Origin of the sequence: Nocardia sp. NPDC060220 (genome assembly GCF_042727815.1) — a bacterium.
Classification (GTDB): Bacteria; Actinomycetota; Actinomycetes; order Mycobacteriales; family Mycobacteriaceae; genus Nocardia.
Map to the genome: position 1 here is coordinate 1 of NZ_JBHWZY010001070.1, position 2,047 is coordinate 2,047.

Annotated in this window: 4 protein-coding genes and 1 pseudogene; 1 reads left to right on the top strand and 4 read right to left on the bottom strand. The window is 66.8% G+C overall.

Annotated elements, in window-relative coordinates; genetic code table 11:
- Positions 1–559, top strand: a 559-nt coding sequence (locus tag ACFWF3_RS33680; RefSeq protein WP_379318020.1) for a Zn-binding domain-containing protein, incomplete at its 5' end; no start/stop codon positions are given.
- Between the two features lie 299 nt (positions 560–858).
- On the opposite strand, the gene ACFWF3_RS33685 is transcribed toward ACFWF3_RS33680, so the two are convergent.
- The 4 genes and pseudogenes from ACFWF3_RS33685 to ACFWF3_RS33700 form a co-directional block, all read right to left on the bottom strand.
- Entirely contained in the window at positions 859–1,173 is a 315-nt protein-coding gene (locus ACFWF3_RS33685; RefSeq protein WP_379318022.1) for an Rv3654c family TadE-like protein, read from the bottom strand.
- Positions 1,174–1,291: 118 nt separating this feature from the next.
- Positions 1,292–1,606 (bottom strand): TadE family type IV pilus minor pilin, encoded by a 315-nt coding sequence (locus ACFWF3_RS33690; protein ID WP_378638781.1) that lies wholly within the window; start codon positions 1,604–1,606, stop codon positions 1,292–1,294.
- A gap of 41 nt (positions 1,607–1,647) precedes the next feature.
- Positions 1,648–1,857: a DUF4244 domain-containing protein gene (locus tag ACFWF3_RS33695; RefSeq protein WP_378661791.1), complete on the bottom strand. Its 210-nt coding sequence runs from the start codon at positions 1,855–1,857 to the stop codon at positions 1,648–1,650.
- Positions 1,858–1,929: 72 nt separating this feature from the next.
- Positions 1,930–2,047: pseudogene (locus ACFWF3_RS33700) on the bottom strand (type II secretion system F family protein); the annotation flags it as partial.

A 2,047-nucleotide genomic window follows, 5' to 3' on the forward strand; every position in this document is an offset into this window, starting at 1 on the left:
GGCTGCATCCGCGCAGGTGGCGGTGACAAACCAGGTCGTCGGCTACCTGCGGACCCTGGTGACCGGCGAGGTGCTCGACCAGGTGGAGCTCGATCTGCCCGCGCACACCCTGCACACCAAGGCCGTCCTGTATACCGTCACGCCCCGGCTGCTCGCCGCCGCGGACATCTCCGACGAACAGCTTCCCGGCGCGTTGCACGCCGCCGAGCACGCCGCCATCGGCATGTTGCCGCTGGTCGCGGGCTGCGACCGGTGGGACATCGGCGGTGTCTCCATCGCCGAACATCCCGATACCGGCGCGCCGACGGTGTTCGTCTACGACGGTCAGCCCGGTGGCGCCGGGTTCGCCGAGCGCGGATTCGCCCAGCTCACGGACTGGTTGTCCGCCACGCTGAGCGTGATCCACAGCTGCGCGTGCCAGGACGGCTGCCCCTCGTGCGTGCAATCGCCCAAGTGCGGAAACGGCAACAACCCCCTGGACAAGGACGCCGCCGCGCGCTTGCTGGCCGCCGTTCTCGGCGAGCTGCGGGCTCATGGGGAGCTACCTGCCGATTCATGATGTCCGCACGCTCGCGACGTGACCGGCGAGACACCGCACTCGAAGAATGTTGGTCACTCGTCCGAATTACTGCTGACCAGCAGCGATATGTCAGCCGACGCCCCGTGTCCGAATAAAAAGGACCACTCTTCTATTAACTGGCACATAGCCAACTGGAGCCACGGGCGCGATTACATCGTTTTTTTCATTTTTTTCTCGCCCAGATCAAAGAATGCGCATGAAATAGCGCAAAAGCACTTCCGGTTAATTCGAATTGGTTCGGTGCGGAACAACCACCGGCCAGTGATAACACTTGCGCGTCACTCATTCTCTTCCACCGGACCCGCCCGTGCCGAAGCCTGCACAGTGCGCATACCGAACACTCCCGCTGACACATTCGCCTCGACATCTACAACAACATCCCACTGCGCGACCGAGCACCGCCGTACTCGAACCCCCATCCGCCGGGCGATCTCCCCGGCCTCCCCACATGCCGTCTCCGCGCTCTCCGCCAAGAGACCCGCCGCGGCCAGCGCGCCCAGATCCGCGGCCCCCTGCGCCCGATGCCGAGCCACCACCGCTACACCCACCTGGCCCACCAGCAACGTCAGGCAGATCAACCCCGCCAACGCCATACACACGAACGCCGTTGCCCCGCCTCCATCCGCCGTGAACCACGACGACCTACGATCCTTCGACCCGCACGGTTTCACCTCCCGAGCCGTTCCCTCCGCCGGCACCTACGCATCGCTGTCACGGATCCACTCCCGGCTCGGTGACGGCTACCGCTTCGGCGCGAAGGCGCAAGCCGGGCAGGAGTGGGGTGTTCGCGGCGACGGTGGCGACCACCCGATCGCCTTCGGTGCGGAGTTCGACGGTCGCGCCCGATGGGGCGACAGATCGTCCCGCGGTGATCGCGCGCGAGGTGTCACCCCGAGCAGCGAGGCGGGCGGTCTCGCGGGCAGCATCGGTGCAGCGGACCTGGGTGGATCCTGCGAGCAGTGCGCCGACACACAGGGCTACGGCGCACACCAGGGCCGCGAGTGCGATGGCGGCCTCGACCGTCACCGCACCCGCGTCGGCCCCGAGAGTGCCGGTGTAGCAGCGGTTTACACGCTCGTGTTGAGTGCCTTGTCGATGATGCCGGTCAGCGCGTTGACAATGCTGTCCCCGGTGACGACCCCGTAGAGCACGGCTCCGAAGGCCGCCGCGGCGATAGTGCCGATCGCGTACTCCGCCGTGGACATGCCGTCGTCCTCGAGCAGCAGACGCGTGATTCGAGTGCGGGCCCCCAGGTATACCGCGTGCGCGAACGTCATCGTGATCCCCTCTCTGGTTGCACCGCGCGGCTGATCCGCGCGGTGAAGTTTCGATGGCCCCGTCGCAACCGGTCACAGCAGCCCACCGCCGCCGAGCACGCGGTCGGCGAGGCCGATAACGACCGGCACGATGCCGAGGCAGACGAAAGCGGGCAGGAAGCACAGGCCGAGCGGGCCACCGATCAGCACG